Origin of the sequence: Kitasatospora purpeofusca, assembly GCF_036010405.1 — a bacterium.
Lineage (GTDB): Bacteria > Actinomycetota > Actinomycetes > Streptomycetales > Streptomycetaceae > Kitasatospora > Kitasatospora purpeofusca.
In genome coordinates, this window is record NZ_CP108561.1 from 2,131,129 (window position 1) to 2,155,068 (window position 23,940).

Below are 23,940 nucleotides of genomic sequence, written 5' to 3' on the forward strand. Positions count from 1 at the left end.
ACATGGACACCTGTCCAGGAGAGCCGGGCGAGCAGTCCTACCGGGTCCTACTGGGGCTCGTAGTCGCTGTCCTCCTCCTGTTCGCGTCGCTCCTGCTGCGCGTCGTACTGGAGCTGGAAGTCCATCTCGGTCTCGTCCAGCTCCTGGCGCGGTGCGAAGAACTCGCCGGCGAGCACGTCGTCGCCACCGTGCTGGTGCCAGTCGGCGAGGATCTGCCGCGGGCCGGCCGTCACGGCGCGGTTCCCGGCGCCGGGGACGACGGTGAGCTGGTACGCCTCGGTGGTGGTCGCGGGCGAGCGGTAGGTGAAGGTGTAGTTCCTGAGGTCCCGGGCCGCCACCCCGTTGGCCACCAGCCGCTGGTAGGCGTGCACCAGACCGGGGTTGGCGAAGTTGCAGAGCAGGACGGTGACGCCCTCCCGGGAGAGCTCGCGGGCGACGTCCACGATGACCTTCTGGAAGGCCGCCCCGTCGTCCCCGGTGCCGTAGGTGTTCGCGGTCCTGGAGTCGGCCGTCTCCGGCGACACCGCGTCGCCGGGCACCAGGCCGTTGCTGAAGGCCGGGAACGGGCAATCCATGAAGACGATGTCGCCCGGCTCGGCCAGCTCGCAGGTGCGGCGGAAGTCGCGACACTCGAAGTCGAACATGGTGCCCACCACCTTGTCCCGGACTGCGCCGAGACGCTCCCGCTCCTGGGCGCGCAGCGCGGCCAGCTCGCCGGCGGTGCGCTCCTTGCAGGTGGCGACGACGGCGCCGCCGGGGCCCAGCTTGGTGCCGTGGACGCAGCGGTTGACCAGCCAGATGTACTTGAAGCAGGTCATCATCGCCGTCGCCGGGTCCTCCCCCGCCCGGGCCAGCTCCGCCTTGCCGGTCCTGGTCTCCTCGATCAACTGGGCGAACCGGTGGGGAAGATCGGCGTCCCACGCCTGCGCGAGCTTCAGGTACTCGTCGACGAAGCGGGCACCGAGTCGGCGCATGGTCCAGTAGCTGCCGATGACGTAGTGGTTGAGGTCCCCGGCGACGACGGAGGCGAACGGCTGGACGCCGCCGGTGAAGGCCTTCCCCCAGCAGGCTGAGTTGAGCCAGATCTGCCCGGAGCCGACGAACGGCTCGATCAGCCGGGGCAGTCGGCCCTTGTTGTCGACGAACTTGGCCTGGGCGACCCGGGCGAGCGCGAGTTGGGTGAAGTGGGTCCGGTTGTGCTTGTTGCCGGTGTACGGGGTGAGCCAGGCGAACTGCTCGGACTCCGGCACCAGCAGGTTGGTGAACGCGCCGATGTAGCTGGTGTGTTCCTGGACGAAGTCCTGGTAGGCGCTGCCGTGGATGCCCGCGAAGTAGTTGAAGTCGCTCGGGGTGGAGCGGGTACCGGTCCGGACCGCGTGGTAGTTCGGCACCACCATGTCGTGCGGGACCGGCCGGAAGTCGGCCCCGATCGTGAAGCCCCGGGCCGGCCGCCCGTTGCGCATGCGGCCGAGGCCGCAGACCACGCAGGGCATGCCGTCCTGGTTCTGCGCCCCGGTGTAGAGCCGCTCGAACCCGCAGCGGTCGCAGTGGATGTGCACGGTGTGTTCCCCCTCGGAAGTCGTCCCCCGCGTGCCAGTGGGTCGACAGTAGGGGGCGCGACGCGGCCGCGCGGGCGGAACGGCGGAAGGTCCGCGCAGGTCGGGGGCGAACGGCGGCGCGGGAGGCGGACGGAGCCGGGAACGCGTCAGCAGTGGGTGTCCCAGTGGTGCAGCGCGTCCAGCGCGGTGCTGCGGTCGGCGAGGGTGGGGGACGCGTCGGGGGCGCCGAGCAGGTAGTCGGCGACGGGGGTGAGCAGCAGGGCGCCCTCGCGGGAGTCGCCGGCGCCCAGCAGCCTGGCCTCGTCCCAGGTGTGGCGGATGACGGTGCGGCGCAGCAGGGTGCCGTGCCGGACGGGCAGTCGGGGGCCGGCGGCGGCCTCGGCGCGGCGGCGGCGTTCGGGGGCGAGTTCGGGGGTGAGGGCGGTGCGGACGGCGGCCAGGGTGCCGAGCGGCAGCAGCGGGGCGGCGAGGTCGAGCAGGGCGGCGGCCTCGGGGGCGAGGCGGTAGGCGGCCAGGACGGCGGCGGTCTCGGCGGGTTCGAAGGGCTGGTCGGTGAGACAGGAGAGGTCGAGCAGGGTGAGCGGGTCGGGGGGACCGGCGGCACCGACCCCAGCGGCACCGGCGGCACCGGCACCGGCGGCCCCGGTGGCCCCGCCTCCGGCCCGCGTCCGCAGTTGGGCCTCGGCGAGGGCGATGAGGCACTCGACGTGGTCGTCCGCGACCAGGTAGGGCCGGACCGGCACTGTGGCGCAGTCGCCGGGCAGGGCGGCCGTGGCGAGGCGGACCCGGTACCAGGGGTCGAGCAGCGGGTCCTCGGCGGGCCAGCGGACGGTGACGGCGGTGTGGTGCGGGCGGTCGCCGAGCAGGGTGACGTCGATGGTCTCCACCGGGTGGTCGGTGACCAGGCGGACGACGGCCTGCCAGAGCGCGGCCTCGCCGGGGGCGACCAGGTCGAGCCCGTCCTGGGGCCGGAGCAGGTCGGCGGGGTAGTAGCCGGCCAGCGGGAGGCCGTGGATGGCGCGGACGCCGGTGGACCGGGCCAGGTCGAGGGCGAGGCCGGCGTAGCGGTCGGCGCGGGCGCGGGCGCGGCGCAGTTCGGCGCGGGCGGGTTCGCCCATCCGGACGTCCTCGCGGGCCAGGGCGGAGAGCACGAGGTGGGGCAGGTGACGGCTGCCGCGGGCGCGGTGGAGCAGTTCGGCCGGCCCGTCGGCCGGGTCGACGTCGAGCAGGTGGTACAGCAGAGCGGTGTTCACGGACGTCCGCCTCCGAAGGTATGGTCATGGCGCCCCACGCCGCCGACGGCCGAGGGCGGGGGCGATCACGACCGGGCACAGGGGGTACCCGGTCGCGGGAGGTGAAGGAGGGGCGCGGACCGGACCGTCTCCGGAGGGCCCCGGCAGGGTGATTCTTGCCGGTAATGGTCAACGCCCGGTCACCACAGGCTCAACGGAGTCTCGACACCGGGCTCGACCTTGCGGCCAAGAACATCAGAGGTCTACAACTCACATATCATCTGACATGTGCACGAACGGGGCGGGCACTGTCCTTGGGGCAGCAGGGGGCAGTATGAGCGATCTCCGTTTTTCCGTACTGGGTCTGATGCGGGCTCACCGCGGCGCGACGGCGCTCAAGGTGGGCAGCCCACAGCAGCAGGCCATGCTGGCCGTACTGCTACTGAGGCCCGGCCACTCGGCCAGCGCCACGGATCTGATCGCGGCGCTGTGGGGCGAGGAGCCGCCGGGGGCGGCGATGACCACCGTGCGGACGTACGCGTGGCGGTGGCGGAAGGTCCTGGACGCCGTGGTCGCCGGGGAGGAGGACCCCGGCGGGAAGACCGGCGAGAAGGCCGGTGGGAAGAGCGGCGAGAAGGCCGCGGGCAGCGCCCTGATGTCGATGGGGGACGGCTACCGGCTCGTCCTGCCCAAGTTCGCGGTGGACGCGGAGCAGGCCGAGGCGCTGGCCGCCGAGGCGGAGCGGACCGCCCGGGCCGATCCCCTGCGCGCCCGCGACCTGCTCAACCAGGCGCTGGAGCTCTGGCAGGGCGAGCCGCTGGCCGGGATCCCCGGGCCGTTCGCGGAGCGGCACCGGCAGCGCCTGGAGGAGCTGCGGCTGACCCTGCTGGAGGAGCGGATCGGCCTGGACCTCACGCTCGGCCGCTACTCGCGGTGCATCCCGGAGCTGACCGCGCTCACCACCGAGCACCCGCTGCACGAGCGGGCCTACGGACTGCTGATGCGGGCGCTGTACCAGGCCGGTCGGCAGGCGGACGCGCTGGCGGTGTTCCGCGGCGTCCGGCAGCTGTTCCTCACCGAACTGGGGGTCGGGCCGGGGGCCGAGCTGGAGCAGTTGCACCGGCGGATCCTGGAGGGCGACGCGACGCTGGCCGCGCCGCAGCCGCCGGGCGCCGCCCCGGCCGGGCCGCCCGCCGCCGCCGCCGCGGCCGGAGCCTCCGGCGCCGGGCCGGGCAGCCCCCGCGCCGGACGGGCGGAGGCCGACGCGGAGGGGGCGGGCCGGACCGGGACGGCCGAGGACCCGGGCGACGGGGCCGAGGCGGCCGGGCGCGGTGCCCGTCCGGCGGGCGCCCCGCCCCGGCCCGCGCAGCTGCCGCCGGACGCCGCCGACTTCACCGGGCGGACGGCCCCGGTCCGGGTGCTGCACGCGGCCCTGGCCGCCACCGCGCCGGACGCGGAGGGCGGGGACCCCGGGCAGCCGCAGGCACTGGTGGTCGCGACCGTGGTCGGCATGGGCGGGGTCGGCAAGACCGCGCTGGCGCTGCACGTCGCGCACCGGGTCAGGGACGGCTACCCGGACGGCCAGCTGTACGTGGACCTGCGCGGCTCGGACCCCGTCCCGGCCGATCCGGAGGCGGTGCTGAGCGGCTTCCTGGTGGCGCTCGGGGTCTCCGCGGACGCGGTGCCGGACGGGCTGGACGCGCGCTCGGCGCTGTTCCGCTCGGTGGTGGACGGCCGGCGGCTGCTGCTCGTCCTGGACAACGCCAAGGACGCGGCGCAGATCCGGCCGCTGCTGCCCGGGGCGGAGGGCTGCGCGGTGCTGACCACCGGCCGCACCCGCCCGGCCGGACTGCCGGCGACGGTCCAGGTGGACCTGGACGTGTTCCAGCCGGAGGAGGCGCTCGACCTGCTCGGACGCACCATCGGCGCGGAGCGGCTGGCGGCCGAACCGGCCGCCGCCCGCGAGCTGGTGGTGGCCTGCGGGCACCTGCCGCTGGCGGTGCGGATCGTGGCCGCCCGGCTGGCCGCCCGGCCGGGCTGGACGGTGGAGACCCTCAGCCGCCGCCTCCAGGTGGAGCGGCGGCGGATCGACGAGCTGCGGATCGGGGACCTCGCGGTCGCGGCGGCCTTCGAACTGAGCTACCGCCAGCTGACCGCCGACCAGGCCCGGGCGTTCCGGCTGGTCGCCTCGGTGGACGGGCCCGACATCGGCCTGCCGGCCGCCGCCGCGCTGCTGGACCTCGACGAGTACGACGCCGAGGACCTGCTGGAGGCGCTGGTGGACGTGGCGATGGTGGAATCGCCGTTCCCCGGCCGCTACCGGTACCACGATCTGCTCCGCGCGTTCGCCCGGAGACGACCGGGCGGCGGGAGCGGCACCGGCGGCGGGGACGCCGCCAGTGGCGGGGACCGCGGGGCCGACCAGGACGACGGCGAGACCGTCGCCGCCCGGGACCGGCTGCTGGACCACCTGCTGGCCACCGCGTGCAGCGCGTTCCAGCACGCCGTGCCGGGCGATCCGGCCGCTGGCGCGCTCGGCCCGGCCCACTCCCCCGGCGTCCCGCTGTCCGGACGGGACGCGGCCCGCGAGTGGGCGACGGCCGAACGGGCGGGCGCGGTCGCGCTGGCGGCCCAGGTCGCCGCCGACCCGTCGGCCGGGCTCGGGGCGGCACTGCGCGCGGCGACCGATCTGCTGATCGCGCTCACCCCGTTCGTGCTCACCCCGCCGAGCCGTCAGCTCGCGGCGACCGCCGACGCGCTGGCCGAGGCCGCCGCCCGGCACGGCGACGTCCGGGCCGAGGGGCGGGCGCACTTCCTGCGCGGCAACGTCGCGCTGGCCGCCACCCGGCTGGACGCGGCCGAGGCGGCGTCCCGGCGGGCCGTGGAGGCCGCGCGGGCGGCCGGGGACTCGGTGATCCTGCGGCAGGCGCTGAACGACCTCGGGCTGATCTGCCAGTTCCTGAGCCGCTACGACGAGGCCGTGGACCACTACGACGAGGCGCTGCTGCTGGCCAACCGGCTCGGGCACCGCTCCGGCGCGCTGGTGACGACGGTGAACGCGGCGCTGGCGCGGGTGCGCAGCGGCCGGGCCGACGAGGCGGTGACGATCTGCCACGAGGCGCTGGCCGAGCTGCGGACCCGGCAGGACGACCCGGGCCGGGCGTACACGCTGTACGTGCTGGGGCTGGCGCACCACGCGCTGGGGCGCCACGAGGAGGCGGTGACCTGGTTCGGCGAGTGCCTGGCGGTCTCGGTGGCGGCCGGTCTGCGGGACCGGGCCGCGCACGCGCGCTACCGGCTGGCGGACAGTCTCCGCGAGCTGGGCCGGGCGGACGAGGCGCTCGACCACGCGGGGCAGGCGCTGCGGCTCTGCGAGGAGCTGGGGGCGGAGCGGGACCAGGCGCAGGCGCTGGTGGTGCTCGGCTGCGCACTGGCGGACCTCGGGCGCGGGTCCGAGGCGGGGGCGCGGCTGCGGGAGGCCCACGCGATCTTCCGGCGGCTGGGGCTGCCGGAGGCCGCCGAGGTGGCGGGGCTGCTCGCGGAGCCGGCGTTCGCGCTGGTGGATCCCTGATCGGGGTGGTGTGACGGGGCGGCAGAAACGGTTCTGCGCGGGGTTCTTCGCCGGATCCTTCGGCCGATCCTGACGGACTGGGAGCTGGCTCAGGAGCCGGACCGAAAAGCCGGGCTCAGGAGCCGGTGCTGTTCCAGTCCCCGTGGGCGTTGCCGTTGGTCGGCGTGGCGGTCGGGGTCGGGGTGGCGGTCGGCGCGGTGGTCCCGCCCTGGGCGGGGCCGGCCGCGCCGTCCGCCATCGCGGTGCCGACCGCCACGCCGAGGGCGAGCAGGGTGCCGAGGCCGAGGCCCGCGACGGCCAGACGGATCCGGGCGGTGCCGTTCGTCGAGTTCTTCGCCATGACTGCTCCCTGGGTCGTCTTCCCTGGCGGGAAGGGGTGTTCCGGGCCCTTCCGGGGGGGCTCCCCGGGCTGACGTGATCAGCATGGCAAGGGGCGTTCAACGGCAGATCGACGCACGAGCACCGTGCGTCGATCGCCGTCGTTGATCAGGGCGTTGATCAGGGCGTTGATCAGGGCTTCGATCAGGGCTTCGAGCCCGTGCCACCGGGGATTCCCCGGCCGCCGGTCAGGCCCCCTCGCGGATCTCCAGGGTGCAGCACTTCACGCTGCCGCCGCCCTTGAGCAGCTCGGAGAGGTCCACCCCGATCGGACGGAAGCCGTGCTCCCGCAGCTTGGCCGCCACCCCGGTGGCCGGCTCCGGCAGCACCACGTTCAGCCCGTCGCTGGCCACGTTGAGGCCGAACGCCGACGCGTCCTCCTCCGTCACCAGGACCGCGTCCGGGAACAGCCGGGCCAGCACCGCCCGGCTGCCGGCCGAGAACGCCCCCGGGTAGTACATGATCCGGTCGCCGTCGAGCACGCTGAGCGCGGTGTCCAAGTGGTAGAAGCGCGGGTCGACCAGGTCCAGGCCGACCACCGGGCGGCCGAGGAACTCCTGCGCCTCGGCGTGACCGGCGGAGACGCTGCGGAAGCCCCGGCCGGCCAGCAGGTAGCGGTCCGTCAGCAGCAGGTCGCCCTCGCCCTCGTTGACGTGCGCCGGGTCGTGGGTGGCGAAGCCGTGCTCCCGGAACCAGTCCAGGTACGCCGGGCCCTCGGCGGCGCGCTCGGTGTTGCGGAACCGCGCCCCCAGCACCCGGCCGTCCACCACGGTGGCGCCGTTCGCCGCGTAGACCATGTCCGGCAGGCCCGGGATCGGGTCGATCAGGTCGACCCGGTGGCCGAGCTCCAGGTAGAGCTCGTACAGCCGCTCCCACTGGGCGACGGCGAGGGCGGTGTCGACCGGCTTGGCCGGGTCCATCCAGGGGTTGATGGCGTAGCTGACGTCGAAGTGGGTCGGACGGCACATCAGGTAGCGGCGCGGGCGGGCGGTGCGGGTCATGGCGGGGCTCCGAGGGTGAGGGCGGGGCGATCGGTACGTGACAAGGGGATGGGGCGCAGGATCAGGCGGCGGCCGGGCGCTCGGGGAAGTCCCGGCGGGCCCGCAGCGGGCCGGCCAGCAGCACGGCGCCGGCCGAGAGCAGCACCCCCGCCATGATCCAGATGGTGGTGCGGGCGCCGAGCACCTCGCCCAGCCAGCCGCCGAGCAGGGCGCCGACCGGGATGGCGCTGAAGTTGACGGTCGAGGCGCTGGCCCTGATCCGGCCGATCATCGCCGGCGGGCAGTAGGACTGGTAGAAGCTGCCGGCCAGGACGTTCCCGGCGATCACCCCGCAGACCGCGACCGACCAGGCGACCGCGCTCACCGCGAGCGGCAGCCGGGAGCCGGCCAGCGGCAGCAGCAGGATGAACGGCGCGGCGACCAGCTCGCAGAGCAGCAGCCCGCGGGCGGTGCCGAAGCGGCGGGCGATCCGCCCGGCCAGGGCGGCCCCGGCCAGACCGCCGACCGACACCACCGCGAAGACCGCGCCGATGCCGCCGGGCGAGACCCCGACGCTGCGGACCAGGAAGATCGTCTGCACGGCCTGGATGCCGTTGAGGCCGAGGTTGCCGACCGCGCCGAACAGGGCGAGGTTGCGCAGGAACGGGTCCCCGGCCAGGAAGCGCACGCCCTCGCCGATCTCGCGCAGGATGCCGCGCCGCTCGGCCACCGGCGGCGGCGTCTCCTCCACCTTGATGCCGGCCAGGCAGACCGCCGACACCAGGTAGGTGATCGCGTCGGCCAGCAGTCCGCTGGCCGCGCCGAAGACCTGGGAGAGCAGACCGGCCAGGCCGGGGCCGGCGATCTCCGCCGCCGAGTCCCCGGAGCGCAGCTTGACGTTGGCCTCCAGCAGGTCGTCCTTGGCGACCAGGGCCGGCAGCACCGCGCCGTACGCGGTGGAGAAGAACACCTTCACCGCGCCGGCCAGCAGTGCCACCAGGATCAGCTGCGCCATCGTCAGCGCGTCGAACCAGCCGGCCACCGGCACGCTGCCGAACAGCACCAGCAGCAGCAGGTCGCAGACCAGCATCACCTTCAGCCGGGGCCAGCGGTCCACCCAGGCGCCGGCCAGCAGGCCGAGGAACAGCCACGGGACCCACGCGGAGGCGGTCAGCACGCCGACCATGAACGGCGAGGCGTCCAGGGTCACCACCGCCACCAGGGCGAGGGCGACATTGCCGACGGCGGTGCCGAGGCCGCTGGCCGTCTCACCGATCCAGAGCTTGCGGAAGTTGCCCTGGGCCCAGAGGCCCCAACGGCTGCGGCGGGGACCTTCGTCCACTGCGGGCGGTTCGACCGGGACGGTACTCGTGCTCATCGGGGGTCACTCTCCAGCGTCTCGGCCAGCACGGCGGCGATCCGTGCGAGGGGCTCGGGTTGGGTCAGGGCGCCGTGCGCGCAGTCGATCCGGTGGGCGGCGACCCCGCCGGTGAGGTACGGGGCCCAGGCGGCCTCGTAGGGCCAGTCGGCGGGCTTGTCGGCGGTGGCGCCGACGAAGACGGCCTCGCCCCGGTAGTGGCCGGGCACGTGCTCGGCCATCAGCTTGCGGTGGTGCTCGAAGACGTCCGGCAGCAGTGCCGCCGCCTCGCCCAGCAGGGCGGCCAGTTCGGCCTGCCCGCGTCCGTCGGCCGGGTCGTAGCCGAGCGAGGCGAGCAGTTCGGCGAGGGTCTCCACCGGGTCGTCGGACGCCGGGGCCTCCTCGGTGGCCGGGCCGGCCGGGAGGCCGTCGAGCAGGGCCAGCAGGCCCACCTCCTGGCCGGCCGCCCGGAGCTGGACGGCCATCTCCTGGGCGACCACCGCGCCGAACGACCAGCCGAGCAGGTGGTAGGGGCCCTGCGGGCGGACGGCGCGGATCTCCCGCACGTAGTCGGCGGCGATCCCGGTCACGGAGTCCGGGGAGCCGCCGCGCAGGCCCCGGGCCTGGAGGCCGAACACCGGCCGGTCCTGGTCGAGGTGGCGCAGCAGACCGGAGTAGACCCAGCTGATCCCGGCGGCGGGGTGGACGCAGAACAGCGGGGCCTTGCCGCCGCCGGTCCGCAGCGGGAGCAGGACGTCCAAGGCGTCGGAGCCGTCCGGGGCGTCGGGGCCCCGGTCGGCCGCGGCCTCCAGGCGGCGGGCCAGACCGGCCGGCGTCGGGGCCTCGAACAGGGCCCGCATGCCGAGGTCGGCGCGCTCTCCGAGCTCGTCCGCGAGGGCGGCGCGGATCCGGCCGAGCAGCTTCATCGCCAGCAGCGAGTGGCCGCCGAGGTCGAAGAAGCCGTCGTCGATCGAGACCCGATCGACCCCGAGCACCTCGGCGAAGAGGCCGCAGAGCAGTTCCTCGCGCGGGGTGCGCGGCGCGCGGCCGCCCGGGAGCAGGGTGAAGTCGGGGGCGGGCAGGGCCCGCAGGTCGACCTTGCCGCTGGCGGTGAGCGGGAGGGCGTCGAGCAGGACGACCGCGGCCGGGACCATGTAGCCGGGCAGCGACTCGGCCGCGAAGGCCCTCAGTTCGGCCGGGTCCAGCGGTCCGGCCGCGCGGTCCCTCCCCTGGTCGGGGACGACGTGGGCGACCAGGCGCAGGCCGGCGGCGCCGTCCTCGCGGGCGGTCACGGTGGCGGCCAGCACCCGGGGGTGGCGGGTCAGCACGTGCTCGATCTCGCCGAGCTCGATCCGGAAGCCGCGGATCTTGACCTGGTGGTCGGTGCGGCCCAGGTAGTCGATCCCGCCGTCCCTGGTGCGCCGCACCAGGTCCCCCGTCCGGTACATCCGGGTACCGGGCGTGAACGGGTCGGCGACGAAGCGCTCGGCGGTCAGCGCCGGGCGGCCCAGGTAGCCCCGGGCCAGGCCGGGACCGCTCAGGTACAGCTCGCCGGGCACACCCACCGGGACCGGTTCCAGACGCTCGTCCAGCACCAGGGCCCGGGTGCCGAGCACGGCGTGGCCGAGCGACGGTCGCTCGGAGTCCGCGAACGGCTGGACCAGGGCGTCGACGGTGGACTCGGTCGGGCCGTAGAGGTTGTGGGCGGTGGTGTGCGGGGCCTCGCGCAGCCTGGTCCAGAGGGACTGGCCGACCGCCTCGCCGCCGAGCAGCACCATGGTCGGGGCCGGGCCCTGCGGCGTGGCGGCGTCGAGCAGGCCCTCGTCGAGGAGCTGTTCGGCGTAGGAGGGGGTGACCTCCAGGACGTCGATCCGCTCGGTGCGCAGGTGCCGGACGAGCGCGGCGGCGTCGCGCCGGACCTCGTCGCCGACCAGGTGCAGTTCGTGGCCGGCGACCAGCCAGAGCAGGCCGTCCCAGGAGGCGTCGAAGCAGAGCGAGGCGGTCAGGGCGACCCGGCGGCGTCCGCCGGCCCGTTCGCCCGCGCCGATCGGGCCGGTGGGCGCGCGGTGCGAGGCGAGCAGGGCGGCGATCGAGCCGTGGCCGACCACCACGCCCTTGGGGCGGCCGGTGGAGCCGGAGGTGTAGACGATGTAGGCGGCGTCCGCCGGGTCCGGCGCGGCGGCCGGGGCCGGGGCGGCCTCCGGGCGGGGGCCGCGCACCGGGAGGACGGGCAGGCCGGCGAGCAGTTCCGGCAGCGGCCAGCCCTCGTCGGTGAGCACGAGCCCGGGCGCGGCGTCGGCGAGCATCGCCGCCGTCCGGTCGGCCGGGTACTCGGCGTCCAGCGGGAGCGAGGCCGCGCCGGAGCGCAGGACGGCCAGCACGGCGACCACGGTCTCCGCCGAGCGGGGCAGGGCCAGCGCGACCACGGTGCCGGGACCGGCCCCGGCCGCCCGCAGGCGCTCGGCCAGCAGCGCGGCGCGGGCGTCCAGTTCGGCGAAGCTCAGGCGCAACTCGCCGAAGACCAGGGCGGTGGCCTCCGGGGTGGCGGCGGCCCGGGCCGCGAACGCGGCGGGCAGCAGCGGGACCTCGGCGGGCAGCGCGGCGGCGGGGGCCAGCAGGGCGGCGCGCTCGGCGCCGTCCAGCAGCTCCACCCGGCCGATCGGCGCCGACGGGTCCGCCACCACGGCGGCCAGCAGCCGACCGAAGCGGGCCGCGACCGCCTCCACCGTCTCCCGGTCGAACAGGTCGGTGGCGAAGTCGATCGCGCACTCCAGACCGGCCGGGGCGCCGTCGGCGTCGAAGGACTCCCCCATGCCGACGGAGAGGTCGAACTTGGCGACGTACCCGCCGACCGGTTCGATCGCGGCCGGGAGCCCGGCCAGGTCGAGCGGGGCGTCGCCGCCGGTCGCGCCCTGGCTCGCGCCCTCCAGCAGCAGCATCACCTGGAACAGCGGGTGCCGGGCCAGCGAGCGGGCCGGGTTGAGCTCCTCGACCAGCCGCTCGAACGGCACGTCCTGGTGGGCGAAGGCGCCGAGTTGACTCTCCCGGACCCGGCCGAGCAGCTCGGCGAAGCCCGGGTCCCCGGACGTGTCGGTGCGCAGCACCAGGGTGTTGACGAAGAACCCGACGAGATCGTCCAGCGCCTCGTCCGTGCGGCCCGCGACCACCGAGCCGATCGGCACGTCCGTACCGGCGCCGAGGCGGGTGAGCAGCGCGGCCAGGCCGGCCTGGAGGGTCATGAACATCGTGACCCGGTGCTCGCGCGCCAGGGCGGTCAGACCGCGGTGGAGCTCGGCGCCGAGCGGGAGCACCACCCGGTCGCCGCGGTGGGAGCTGTCGGCGCGCCGGGGGCGGTCCACCGGCAGCGCGATCTCCTCCGGGAGTCCGGCCAGTGCCTCGCGCCAGTGGGCGAGTTGCCGGGCGGCCGGGCTCTGCGGGTCGGCCTCGTCGCCGAGCAGCTCGCGCTGCCAGAGCGCGTAGTCGGCGTACTGGACCGGCAGCGGGCGCAGTGCGGGGGCGGTGCCGTCGCGGCGGGCCGCGTAGGCGGCGGCGAGGTCGCGCAGCAGCGGCTCCATCGAGCGGCCGTCACCGGCGATGTGGTGCAGGACGAGGACGAGCAGGTGCTCCTGTTCCCCCTCCTGCGTCTCCTCCCGCTCCTGGGCGCCGTCGCCGGCGGGCAGCAGCAGGGCCCGCAGCGGCAGGTCGGCGGCGAGGTCGAAGGGCAGGTCCGCGAAGGCCGCCACCTCCGCCGCCGGGTCGGTCGCCGGGGCGGTGCGGTGCTCGAACGGGACCAGGGCCTCGGCGGCCGGGACGATCCGCTGGTACGGCTCGCCGTCCTGCTCGGCGATCACGGTGCGCAGGCTCTCGTGCCGGGCCACCACGTCGTTCAGGGCGGCGGCCAGGACGGCGGGGTCGAGCGGGCCGCCGATCCGCAGCGCGAGCGGCAGGTTGTAGAGGCCGGAGGGACCCTCCATCCGGTCGATCAGCCAGAGCCGGCGCTGCGCGGAGGAGAGCGGCAGCCGCTCGGGGCGCGGGCCGGCCGTCGGCGCGGGCCCGGCCTCGGCACCGCCGTCCAGCCGCTGGGCGAGGCCGGCCACGGTCGGGGCCTCGAAGACGTCCCGGATGCCGAGTTCGGTGCCGAGGGTGGCGCGGACCCGGGCGGCCAGCTTCATGGCGAGCAGCGAGTGGCCGCCGAGAGCGAAGAAGTCGTCGTCGATCGAGACCCGCTCGACGCCGAGCACCTCGCCGAAGAGGCCGCAGAGGATCTCCTCGCGGGCGGTGCGGGCGGCGCGGCCGCCGGTGAAGAGGGCGAAGTCGGGGGCGGGCAGGGCCCGCCGGTCGACCTTGCCGCTGCCGGTGAGCGGCATCGCGTCGAGCGGGACGACGGCGGCCGGGACCATGTGGGCGGGCAGCCAATCGGCGGCGAACCGGCGCAGCTCCTGGGCGAGTTCGGCAGCACGATCGGCGGCGGAAGCGGTGGTGGTGGCGCAGTGGGCGACCAGTCGGCGGTCGCCGTCGGTGCCCTCGTGCACGGTCACCACGGTCTGCCGGACGGCCTCGTGGCGGGTCAGCGCCTGCTCGATCTCGCCGAGTTCGATCCGGAAGCCGCGGATCTTGACCTGGTGGTCGGTGCGGCCCAGGTAGTCGATCCCGCCGTCCCTGGTGCGGCGCACCAGATCGCCGGTCCGGTACATCCGGGTGCCGGGCGTGAACGGGTCGGCGACGAAGCGTTCGGCGGTCAGCGCCGGGCGGCCGAGGTAGCCGCGGGCCAGGCTGTGGCCGGTGAGGTACAGCTCGCCGGGCACGCCGACCGGGACCGGCGCCAGGTACTCGTCCAGGACGTGGGCGCGGGTGCCGAGCACGGGGTGGCCGAGGGAGGGGCGCTCGGAGTCCGCGAAGGACTGGACCAGGGTGTCGACGGTGGCCTCGGTGGGGCCGTAGAGGTTGTGGCCGGTGAGCTGCGGGGTCTCCCGCAGCCTGGTCCAGAGGGCCTGGCCGACGGCCTCGCCGCCGAGCAGCAGCACCCCGGGGGCCGAACCGTCCTCGCCGTCCTCCTCCAACAGGCCCTCGGCGAGCAGCTGTTCGGCGTAGGAGGGGGTGACGTTGACGACGGTGATACCGGCGCCGCGCACATGGCGGACCAGCGCGGCCGCGTCGCGCCGCAACTCGTCGCCGATCAGGTGCAGTTCGTGGCCGGCGACCATCCAGAGCAGGCTGTCCCAGGAGGCGTCGAAGCAGAGCGAGGCAGTCAGGGCGACGCTCAGCCGGCCGTGCCGGCGCTCCGCCCCGGCGAAGGTCTCGGCCCGGTGCTGGGCCAGCAGGGCGGCGATCGAACCGTGGCTCACCAGCACGCCCTTGGGACGGCCGGTGGAGCCGGAGGTGTAGATGACGTAGGCGGCGTGGGCCGCCCCGATCCGCAGCGGCGGGGCCCCGGCGGGCTGCTCCGCCCAGGCGTCGGCGTCGGCGGGCAGGACGGTCTGGCCCTCCAGCGCCTCGGGCAGCGGCCAGTCCCCGGTGCTGAGCACGGCCGCCGGGCGGGCGTCGGCCAGCATGTGGGCGGTGCGCTCCAGCGGGTACTCGGCGTCCAGCGGCAGGAAGGCCGCGCCGGCCTTGAGTACGGCGAGTTGGGCGACGACGGTCTCCGCCGAGCGGGGCAGGGCGAGCGCGACCACGGACTCCGGGCCGATGCCGGCGGCCAGCAGGCCGTGCGCGAGCCGGTTCGCCCGGGCGTCCAACTCGGCGTAGCTGAGCCGGAGTCCGCCGAAGACCAGGGCGGTGGCGGCCGGGGTCGCGGCCACCTGGGCGGCGAAAGCGGCCGGGACGAGCGGGAGGTCGGCGGGCAGGGCGGCGGCGGGGGCGAGCAGGGCGGCGCGCTCGGCGCCGTCCAGCAGCTCCACCCGGCCGATCGGCGCCGACGGGTCCGCCACCACGGCGGCCAGCAGCCGCCCGAAGCGGGCGGCGACCGCCTCCACCGTCTCCCGGTCGAACAGGTCGGTGGCGAAGTCGATCGCGCAGTCCAGACCGGCGGGCGCGCCGTCCGGGCCGAAGAACTCCTCCAGGGTGACGTTGAGGTCGAACTTGGCGACCCCGGTGTCCGAGGCCAGTGCCTCGACCTCCAGGCCGGGCAGCTCCAACTCCCCCTCGTCGGTGGACTGGAGCACCATCGCGACCTGGAACAGCGGGTGCCGGGCCAGCGAGCGGGCCGGGTTGAGCTCCTCGACCAGCCGCTCGAACGGCACGTCCTGGTGGGCGAAGGCGCCGAGGCCGGTCTCCCGGACCCGGCCCAGCAGCTCGGCGAAGCCCGGGTCCCCGGACGTGTCGGTGCGCAGCACCAGGGTGTTGACGAAGAAGCCGACCAGCTCGTCCAGCGCCTCGTCGGAGCGGCCCGCGACCACCGAGCCGATCGGCACGTCCGTACCGGCGCCGAGGCGGGTGAGCAGCGCGGCCAGCGCGGCCTGGAGGGTCATGAACATCGTGACCCGGTGCTCGCGGGAGAGCGCGACCAGTCCGGCGTGCAGTCCGGCGTCGATCGGCAGCGCGACCCGGTCGCCGCGGTGGTCGGCCCGGGCGCCGCGCGGGCGGTCGGCCGGCAGCGCGATCTCCTCCGGCAGGTCGGCCAGGGTATCGCGCCAGTAGGCGAGTTGGCGGGACACCAGGCTCTGCGGGTCGGCCTCGTCGCCGAGCAGCTCGCGCTGCCAGAGCGCGTAGTCCGCGTACTGGACGGCGAGCGGTTCGAGCAGCGGCGGCTCGCCGCCGAGGCGCAGGGTGTAGGCCTCGGTGAGGTCGCGCAGCAGCGGGCCCATCGACCAGCCGTCACCGGCGATGTGGTGCAGCGCGACGACGAGCACGTGCTCGTACTCCGAGACCCGGAGCAGGGTGACCCGCACCGGCGGTTCGGCGGCCAGGTCGAACGGGCGGCGGCCCGCGCGGTCGACCTCGGCGTCGACGGACTCCGGTGCGCAGTCCAGGAGTTCGACCGGGACGGCGGCCTCGGCCGGGGTCAGGATCCGCTGGTACGGCTCGCCCTCGTGCTCGGCGACCAGGGTGCGCAGGCTCTCGTGCCGGGCGACCAGGTCGGTCAGGGCGGCGGTGAGCGCGTCCCGGTCGAGCAGGCCGGTGAGGCGCAGCGCGAACGGCATGTTGTAGAGGGCGGAGGGGCCTTCCATCCGGTCGAGCAGCCAGAGCCGGCGCTGTGCGGAGGAGAGCGGCAGCCGCTCGGGGCGTGGGCCGGCGGTCAGGGCCGGTCGGGCGTCGGCGCCGTCGAGGCGCTCGACCAGGCCGGCCACGGTCGGGGCCTCGAAGACGTCCCGGATGCCGAGTTCGGCGCCGAGGGTGGCACGGACCCGGCTGAGCAGCTTGGTGGCGAGCAGCGAGTGGCCGCCGAGGGCGAAGAAGTCGTCGTCGATGGAGACCTCCGGCACGCCGAGGATCTCGCCGTAGAGGCCGCAGAGGATCTGCTCGCGCGGGGTGCGGGCGGCCCGGCCGCCTCCGGCGGCGGCGGTGAAGTCGGGGGCGGGCAGGGCGGCCCGGTCGATCTTGCCGTTGACGTTGAGCGGCAGCGCGGCCAGGGCGGTGAAGGCCGCCGGGACCATGTAGTCGGGCAGGGCGGCGGCGGCGTGGGCGCGCACCGAGGCGAGGTCGAGCGCGGCCGGGTCGGCGCCGGCCGCGACGGCCAGGTGGGCGACCAGCCGGGTGCCGGCCGTGCCGTCCTGGTGCGGCAGCACGGCGGCCTGCACCACGCCGGGGTGGGCGGTGAGCACGGCCTCGATCTCGCCGAGCTCGATCCGGAAGCCGCGCACCTTGACCTGGTGGTCGGTGCGGCCGAGGTACTCCACGGTGCCGTCGGAGCGGCGCCGGGCGAGGTCACCGGTGCGGTACATCCGGAGGCCGGTGTCGTAGGGGTCGGCGACGAAGCGTTCGGCGCTCAGCGCGGGGCGGCCGAGGTAGCCGCGGGCCAGGCCGGGGCCGCTCAGGTACAGCTCGCCGGGGACGCCGACCGGTACCGGGCGCAGCCGGGCGTCCAGCAGGTGGGCGCGCAGGTTGGGCAGCGGGCGGCCGATCACCGGGCGGGCGACGGCGCCGCCGAGGCGGTGGTGCAGGGCGTCGACGGTGCACTCGGTCGGCCCGTACAGGTTGAACACGACGGTGTCGGGCGCGGCGCTCAGGGTGGTCCAGAGCTGCTGGCCGCAGGCTTCGCCGCCGATCATCAGCACGGCGGGCGGGGCGACGGTGAGCAGCCCCTCCTCGACCAGGCGTTCGGCCAGGGCGGGGGTGACGTCGAGGGTGTCGGCGCCGGTGCGGGCCAGGTAGCCGACGATGCCGGCCGCGTCGCGGCGCAGGTCGTCGTCGAGCAGGTGCAGCTCCTGGCCGGCGACCATCCAGAGCACCGCTTCGAGCGAGGTGTCGAAGGACAGCGAGGCGGTCGCGGCGAAGGCGAACCGCCGCCCCGGGTGGGCCTGCTGGGCGGGGGCGAGGGTCCCGGCGCGGTGGAAGGCGAGCAGGTGGGCGAGGCCGCCGTGGCGGACCACGACGCCCTTGGGGCGGCCGGTGGAGCCGGAGGTGTAGATGACGTACGCGGCGTTCTCGGGGCCGAGCTCCACCTCCGGTTCGTCGGCGGGCAGTTCCGCCCAGGGCTCGGCGTCGGCGGGCAGCACGGTGTGTCCGGCCAGGACCTCGGGCAGCGGCCAGGCGTCGGTGCTGAGCACGGCGGCCGGGCGGGCGTCGGCGAGCATGCCCGCCAGCCGGTCGCGCGGGTAGTCGGAGTCCAGCGGCAGGTAGGCGGCGCCGGCCTTGAGCACGGCGAGCAGGGAGACGATCGACTCGGCGGAGCGGGGCACGGCGAGCGCGACCAGGGACTCGGGGCCGATCCCGGCGCCGGCCAGGCCCTGGGCGAGCCGGTTGGCGCGGGCGTCCAGCTCGGCGAAGCTCAGCCGCTGCTCGCCGAAGACCAGCGCGGTGGCGTCGGGGGTGGCGGCGGCCTGGGCGGCGAACGCGGCGGGGAGGAGCGGCTCGGCGCCGGGGCGTCCGGTGTCGTGCCAGCGGGCGAGGTCCTCGCGGCCCTCGGCGCCGAGCACGTCCAGCTCCGCGACCGGGCGGTCGGGCCGTTCGGCGACCTGGTCGAGCAGGCCGGCCAGCGCGGCGGCGAGCCGTTCGGCGGTGGCCCGGTCGAACAGGTCGACGGCGAACTCCAGGCCGCCGGAGAGGCCGGCCGGGGAGCCGTCCCGGTCCAGGCGCTCGGACAGGTTGAGGGTCAGGTCGAAGGGGGTGGTGGGCAGGCCCAGCGGCTCGTACGCGGCGCGGGTGCCGGGGAACTCCGGACCGCCGCCGGTGGTGTTGTCGAAGGCGATCATCACCTGGAACAGCGGGTGCCGGGCCAGGGTGCGGGCCGGGTTGAGCTCCTCGACCAGCCGCTCGAACGGCACGTCCTGGTGGGCGTAGGCGGCCAGGTCGGCGTCCCGGACCCGGCCCAGCAGCTCGGTGAAGCTCGGTGCGCCGCTGAGGTCGGTGCGCAGCACCAGGGTGTTGGCGAAGAAGCCGACCAGCTCGTCCAGGGCCGGGTCGAGCCGCCCAGCGAGCGGGGTGCCCATCGGGACGTCGTCCCCGGCGCCGAAGCGGTGCAGCAGGGTGGCCCAGGCGGCCTGGAGCACCATGAACAGGGTGACCCCGTGCCGGCCGGCCAGTTCGGCGAGCCGGGCGTGCAGGGCGGCGTCGAGGTCCAGCTCGACGACGTCGCCGCGGTGGGTGGGCACCGGCGGGCGGGGGCGGTCCAGCGGCAGCGGCAGCTCGTCCGGCAGTCCGGACAGGGCCTCGCGCCAGTGGTCGAGCTGACGGGACAGCAGGGAGCGGGGGTCGGTGTCGGCGCCGAGCAGCCGGTACTGCCAGAGGGTGTAGTCGGCGTACTGGACGGGCAGCGGACGCGGCTCGGCGGCGGTGCCGTCGCGGTGGGCGGTGTAGGCCTCGGCGAGGTCGCGGAACAGCGGGCGCAGCGACCAGCCGTCACCGGCGATGTGGTGCAGCACCAGGGTGAGCACGTGCTCCTCGGGCCCCTCGGGGCACAGGTACGCGTGCAGCGGGACGTCCTCGGCCAGGTCGAAGAGGTGGCCGACGAGGTCCTGCGCGGGGCGGTCGGTGACGGTGAGCAGCGGCCCGGGCGGGCCGTCCAGGACCCGCTGGTGCGGCACGCCGTCGAGTTCGGTGAAGACGGTGCGCAGCGACTCGTGCCGGGCCACCACGTCGCCGAGGGCGCGTTCCAGAGCGGCGGTGTCGAGCGGGCCGGACAGCCGCAGGGCGAGGGTGACGTTGTAGGTGGCGGCGGGGCCCTCGGCCTTGCCGAGGAACCACAGGCGGCGCTGGGCGAAGGACACCGGCAGGTGCTCGGGGCGCTGCTCGGGGAGCAGGGCCGGGCGGGCCGGGCCGTCGGCGAGCCGGGCGGCGAGGGCGGCGACGGTCGGGGCCTGGAAGAGGTCGCCGATGGCGAGTTCGGCGCCGAGGTCGGCGCGGACCCGGCCGACCAGGCGGGTGGCGAGCAGCGAGTGGCCGCCGAGGGCGAAGAAGTCGTCGTCGACGGTGATGTCCTCGATGCCGAGGATCTCGCCGAACAGCGCGCACAGGGCCCGCTCGCGCTCGTCGCGCGGGGCGCGGCCGGCCGGGTCGGTGCCGAGCTCGGGGGCGGGCAGGGCGCGCCGGTCGACCTTGCCGTTGGCGTTCAGCGGCAGCGCGGGCAGTACCACCACGGCGGAGGGCACCATGTAGCCGGGCAGTGTCGCGGCGGCGAACTCCTTGAGCTCGGCGGCGAGTTCGGGCCGACCGTCGAGGGCCTCGGCGGTCACGGCGCAGTAGCCGACCAGCCGGGTGTCGCCGGGGCGGTCCTCGCGGGCGACCACGATGACCTGGCGGACGGCGGGGTGGCCGGAGAGCACGGCCTCGATCTCGCCGAGCTCGATCCGGAAGCCGCGCAGCTTGACCTGGCCGTCGATCCGGCCGAGGAACTCGATCGCGCCGTCCGCCCGGCGGCGCACCAGGTCGCCGGTCCGGTACATCCTGCCGCCGGTTCCGAACGGGTCCGCGACGAAGCGCTCGGCGGTCAGCGCGGCGCGGCGCCAGTAGCCGCGGGCCAGGCCGGCCCCGGCGATGTACAGCTCGCCGGGCACGCCGGGCGGCACCGGCTGGAGGCGGGCGTCCAGGACGTGGGTGCGCATGTTGTCCAGCGGGCCGCCGATCGGGGCCCGGGCGCCGTCCAGGTCGGCCGGGAGCAGGTGGTGGTGGGTGGCGAAGGTGGTGGCCTCGGTGGGCCCGTAGACGTGGGCGAGCAGCAGGTCGGGGCAGTGCTCCAGGACCCGGCGCATCAGGGTGCCGGAGGCTGCCTCGCCGCCGGTGCAGACCGTGCGCAGGGCGCGGAAGGTCTCCGGGGCCTGCTCGGCGACCAGGTCGAACAGCGCCTTGGTGAGGAAGACCGCGGTGACGCCGTGCCGGGTGGCGACGGTGTGCAGGGCCTCCGCGTCCATGGTGCCGGGCGGGGCGACGACGACGGTGCCGCCGTGCAGCAGCGGCGTCCACAGCTCGTAGGTGGCGGCGTCGAAGGCGTGCGGGGAGTGCAGCAGGATCCGCTCGTGCCGGCCGTCGCGCCAGCGGCGGTCGTCGGCGAGGTCGACCACGTCGCGGTGGCGGACCGCGACGCCCTTGGGGGTGCCGGTGGAGCCGGAGGTGAACATCACGTAGGCGAGCCGGTCCGGGTGGACGGGCAGGCCGGGATCGTGGTCGGGCGCCCCGGCCTCGTCGCCGGGGCGGACCACGACGGCCTCGTGGGCGAAGCCGGGCTCGGCGCGGTCGGTGATCAGGACGGGCGCGGCGGTGTCGGCGAGCAGGGCGGTCATCCGCTCGGGCGGCAGGCCGGCGTGCATCGGCACGTAGCAGCCGCCCGCCTTGAGCACGGCGAGGGTGGCGACGACCAGGTCCACCGAGCGCTCCATCAGCAGCGCGACCGGGGACTCCGGGCCGACGCCGGAGGCGATCAGGTGGTGGGCGAGCCGGTTGGCGCGGGCGTCGAGCTCGGCGTAGCCGACCTCGCCGCCGTCGTGGGCGAGGGCGACCGCGTCCGGGGTGCGGGCGGCCTGTGCCGCGAACAGCCCGGGCAGCGAGCCGGTGCGGACCGGGGCGGCGGTGGCGTTCCAGTCCTCGGCGAGCCGGGCGCGCTCCTCGGGGGCGAGGATGTCCAGGGTGCCGATCGGCGCCCCGGGGTCGGCGGCCGCGGCGGCCAGCAGCCGGCCGAAGCGGGCGAACAGCGTGTCGACGGTGGCCCGGTCGTACAGGTCGGCCGCGTACTCGACCGAGCCCTCCAGGCCGGCCGGGGTGCCGTCCCGGTCGTGCCGCTCGGTGATGCCGATGTTGAGGTCGAACTTGGCGACCCGCAGGCCCAGCGGTTCGGGCGACGACTCCAGCCCGGGCAGGCCGAGTTCGCCCTCCTCGTGGTTCTGCAGCACCAGCAGGGTCTGGAACAGCGGGTGGCGGCCGAGCGCGCGGGCCGGGTTGACCTCCTCGACCAGCCGCTCGAACGGCACGTCCTGCTGGGCGAAGGCGTCCAGCTGGGCCTCCCGGACCCGGCCCACGAGTTCGGCGAAGGACGGGTCGCCGGAGGTGTCGGTGCGCAGCACCAGGGTGTTGACGAAGAAGCCGACCAGGTCGTTCAGGGCCTCGTCGGAGCGGCCGGCCACACCGGTGCCGAGCGGGATGTCGGTGCCGGCGCCGAGCCGGGTGAACAGCGCGGCCAGGCCGGCCTGGAGGACGGCGAACAGGGTGGACCGCTGGCGGAGCGCCAACTCGGCCAGTGCGGTGTGCAGTTCGGGGCCGAGGGTGAACGGGGCGGCGTCGGCGGCACCGGTCGGCACCGGCGGCCGGGGGCGGTCCACCGGCAGCTCCAGCTCCTCCGGCAGACCGGCCAGGACTCCTCTCCAATGGTCGAGCTGACGGCTCATCAGGCTGAACGGGTCGGACTCCTCGCCGAGCAGCTCGCGCTGCCACAGGGCGTAGTCGGCGTACTGGACCGGGAGCGGCTCCCGGTCCGGTGCGGCGCCGGCGAGGCGGGCGGTGTAGGCGGCGGCGAGGTCGCGCAGCAGCGGGCCGAGCGACCAGCCGTCACCGGCGATGTGGTGGAGCACGAGGAGCAGCACGTGCTCGGGGACGGCGTCCGCGCCGTCGTCCCCGGACGGAGTTGTCGGGGTGAGCGAGAAGACCGTGACCCGGAAGGGCGTTTCGGCACTCAGGTCGAAGGTGTGGGCGGCGGCCCGGTCCCGCAGGGCGGCGTAGTCGGCCGGCGCGCACTCCACCGTCGTGAAGGCGGTGCCCGCCTCCGCCGACGGCAGGATGTGCTGCACCGGCACGCCCTCGCCGTCCACCGGGAACACCGTGCGCAGGGCCTCGTGCCGGGCCACCACGTCCGCCGTCGCGGCGCGCAGCGCGTCGAGGTCGAGCGCGCCGCGCAGGCGGACCGCGAACGGCAGGTTGTAGAGCGCGGTCGGCCCTTCGATCTGGTCGATCAGCCAGAGACGCTGTTGTGCGTACGAAACCGGGATCACGGTGCTTCCTCTGCTCACGTCACGGGCGTGTGGTGGTGGACGCCGTCACGCGGGGACGGCGGTGGTCGGGAGGACGGACGGCTCGCAGTCGAGGACGTCGACCGGGCGGCCCATCGCGACGGCGATCTTCCGGTCGCCCCGGTACGGGTCGCGGCCGTGCGAGCACAGCACGTTGTCGACCAGCATCACGTCGCCGACCTGCCAGGTCTCCCGCACGGTGGCGGCCTCGTAGGCGGCGTTCAGCGCCTCGACGTCCTCGCGGGTGACCGGCTCGCGGTCGCCGAAGCCGGTGTTGAACGGCAGGCCGTCCGGGCCGAACTCCTCGACCATGGCCTCCCGGATGTCCGGGTCCAGCGACCACTCGTTCCAGAAGGCCAGGTGGTTGAACCAGACCTCCTCGCCGGTGTGCGGGTGGCGGATGGTGGCCGGCCGCAGCTGGTCGGTGCGCAGGGTGCCGTCCTCCAGCCACTCCCAGGTGATGCCGTTCTCCCGGCAGTACTGCTCGACCTCGGCGGGCTCCTCGGTGCCGAAGGCGGTCCGCCACGGCAGCGAGACGTACTCCGAGTAGCTGCGTCCGAGCGTCCAGCCGGTGGTCCGGCCGCGCTCGGCCAGGTGCGGCGGCAGTGCGGCGAGGACCTTGCGGACGTCCGCGGTCGGGGTGGCGCCGCCCTCCTCCGGGGCGATCAGGCAGGCGAACAGCAGCCGGCCGGGGAAGGTCAGGGTGTAGCTGTTCTCGTTGTGCATCCGGATCGGCAGCGCGGCCGCCAGGTCGGTGGACGAGAACACGCCGTTGCCGAAGTCGCTGCGCGGGGTGGCCTTCTCCCGGTACGGGGTGGGCTCGGGGATCAGCACGTCCCGGACGGCGGCGACGTCCTCGGTGGCCGCGACCGGCAGCCCGCGCAGGAAGATCGTGCCGTGCTGGTGCAGTGCGGCGGTCAGCTCGTCCTCGTGCTCGCGGAGCCAGGCACAGCCCTCGGCGAGGCCGGCGACGGCCGGGACGCGGAGGAGGGCCGGACGGCCGGGGTTCAGCTCCCAGGTCAGCATGGCCGCGCTCACCGGTTCCCGAGGCCGGCGACCAGCGAGGCCGGGCGGATGTCGGTCCAGTTGGTCTCGATCCACTCCAGGCACTCCTGGCGGGGCGCCTCGCCGTGGACGGTGGTCCAGCCCGCCGGCACGTCGATCCAGACCGGCCACAGCGAGTGCTGGTTCTCGTCGTTGACCAGGACCAGGTAGCCGGCGTTGTCGTCCTCGAACGGGTTGCTCACGGTGCTCTCCTCGGTGAGGTGGTGGCG

The 23,940-nt window shown here is 75.5% G+C and carries 8 protein-coding genes and 1 pseudogene; 1 reads left to right on the forward strand and 8 read right to left on the reverse strand.

The annotated features are described in order from the left end of the window. Positions 1 to 47 precede the first annotated feature (47 nt). The gene (locus OG715_RS09260; RefSeq protein WP_266275648.1) at positions 48 to 1,559 is read right to left on the reverse strand and encodes a hypothetical protein; all 1,512 of its coding nucleotides are present in this window, start codon (positions 1,557 to 1,559) and stop codon (positions 48 to 50) included. A gap of 146 nt (positions 1,560 to 1,705) precedes the next feature. Then, entirely contained in the window at positions 1,706 to 2,812 is a 1,107-nt protein-coding gene (locus OG715_RS09265) for a hypothetical protein (protein ID WP_266275647.1), read from the reverse strand. 346 nt (positions 2,813 to 3,158) lie between these two features. Between OG715_RS09265 and OG715_RS09270 the strand changes: the two genes are divergently transcribed. Beyond that, positions 3,159 to 6,362 carry an AfsR/SARP family transcriptional regulator gene (locus OG715_RS09270; protein WP_266275645.1) on the forward strand — a complete coding sequence of 1,068 codons (3,204 nt, stop codon included), beginning with the start codon at positions 3,159 to 3,161 and terminating at the stop codon, positions 6,360 to 6,362. Between the two features lie 115 nt (positions 6,363 to 6,477). Here OG715_RS09270 and OG715_RS09275 read toward each other — a convergent pair whose 3' ends face one another. The 6 genes and pseudogenes from OG715_RS09275 to OG715_RS09300 form a co-directional block, all read right to left on the reverse strand. Beyond that, positions 6,478 to 6,702 (reverse strand): hypothetical protein, encoded by a 225-nt coding sequence (locus OG715_RS09275; RefSeq protein WP_266275643.1) that lies wholly within the window; start codon positions 6,700 to 6,702, stop codon positions 6,478 to 6,480. A 226-nt stretch (positions 6,703 to 6,928) separates the two neighbouring features. Next, the gene (gene ddaH / locus OG715_RS09280) at positions 6,929 to 7,741 is read right to left on the reverse strand and encodes a dimethylargininase (RefSeq protein WP_266275641.1); all 813 of its coding nucleotides are present in this window, start codon (positions 7,739 to 7,741) and stop codon (positions 6,929 to 6,931) included. Between the two features lie 61 nt (positions 7,742 to 7,802). Beyond that, positions 7,803 to 9,098: an MFS transporter gene (locus tag OG715_RS09285; RefSeq protein ID WP_266275639.1), complete on the reverse strand. Its 1,296-nt coding sequence runs from the start codon at positions 9,096 to 9,098 to the stop codon at positions 7,803 to 7,805. Continuing rightward, a pseudogene (locus OG715_RS09290) lies at positions 9,095 to 22,648 on the reverse strand (amino acid adenylation domain-containing protein); the annotation flags it as partial. The gene OG715_RS09285 and the pseudogene OG715_RS09290, both read right to left, overlap by 4 nt. A gap of 45 nt (positions 22,649 to 22,693) precedes the next feature. Continuing rightward, the gene (locus OG715_RS09295) at positions 22,694 to 23,692 is read right to left on the reverse strand and encodes a TauD/TfdA family dioxygenase (RefSeq protein WP_266277371.1); all 999 of its coding nucleotides are present in this window, start codon (positions 23,690 to 23,692) and stop codon (positions 22,694 to 22,696) included. A gap of 8 nt (positions 23,693 to 23,700) precedes the next feature. Then, positions 23,701 to 23,913 carry an MbtH family protein gene (locus tag OG715_RS09300; protein ID WP_043472778.1) on the reverse strand — a complete coding sequence of 71 codons (213 nt, stop codon included), beginning with the start codon at positions 23,911 to 23,913 and terminating at the stop codon, positions 23,701 to 23,703. Positions 23,914 to 23,940: the final 27 nt, after the last annotated feature.